This window comes from Halomonas tibetensis, from assembly GCF_042643535.1.
In the GTDB taxonomy this organism is placed as follows: Bacteria; Pseudomonadota; Gammaproteobacteria; order Pseudomonadales; family Halomonadaceae; genus Halomonas; species Halomonas tibetensis.
On the sequence record NZ_JBHRSQ010000024.1, the window covers coordinates 1 to 823 of the forward strand.

Consider the following 823-nt stretch of genomic DNA (forward strand, 5'->3'; position numbering starts at 1 on the left):
CCAGCGACTGGTCGCCCAGTTAAGACTCGCTTTCGCTACGCCTCCCCTAATCGGTTAAGCTCGCCACTGAAAATAAGTCGCTGACCCATTATACAAAAGGTACGCGGTCACAGAACAAGTCTGCTCCCACTGCTTGTACGCACACGGTTTCAGGATCTATTTCACTCCCCTCTCCGGGGTTCTTTTCGCCTTTCCCTCACGGTACTGGTTCACTATCGGTCAGCCAGGAGTATTTAGCCTTGGAGGATGGTCCCCCCATATTCAGTCAAGGTTTCTCGTGCCCCGACCTACTCGATTTCACAGGATCAGATTTTCGACGACGGGGCTATCACCCGCTATGGCCGCGCTTCCCAACGCGTTTGTCTAATCAGTCACCTGCTTAAGGGCTGGTCCCCGTTCGCTCGCCGCTACTGGGGGAATCTCGGTTGATTTCTTTTCCTCGGGGTACTTAGATGTTTCAGTTCCCCCGGTTCGCCTCCCAACACCTATGTATTCAGTGTGGGATACCCACGTTACCGTGGGTGGGTTTCCCCATTCAGAGATGCCCGGGTCACAGGTTGTTTGCCACCTCGCCGAGCCTTATCGCAGGCTACCACGTCTTTCATCGCCTCTGGCTGCCTAGGCATCCACCGTGTGCGCTTCATCGCTTGACCATATAACCCCAAAGGGTCTGGTTGGCGATGACAGTTTGACAATTGCCGGATACGCTTGAAACATATCTCGTGTCCTTCCTGACTCTCATCAGAAAGAACGTTTGTCAGCATGATTCACATTGTTAAAGAGCAGACTGTCAATCGACAGTCATAAACCGGTCATCGATGTC

Annotated in this window: 1 rRNA gene; it reads right to left on the reverse strand. The window is 52.9% G+C overall.

From position 1 onward, the window contains the following. Positions 1–653 (reverse strand): 23S ribosomal RNA (locus tag ACFODV_RS15195); the annotation flags it as partial. Positions 654–823: the final 170 nt, after the last annotated feature.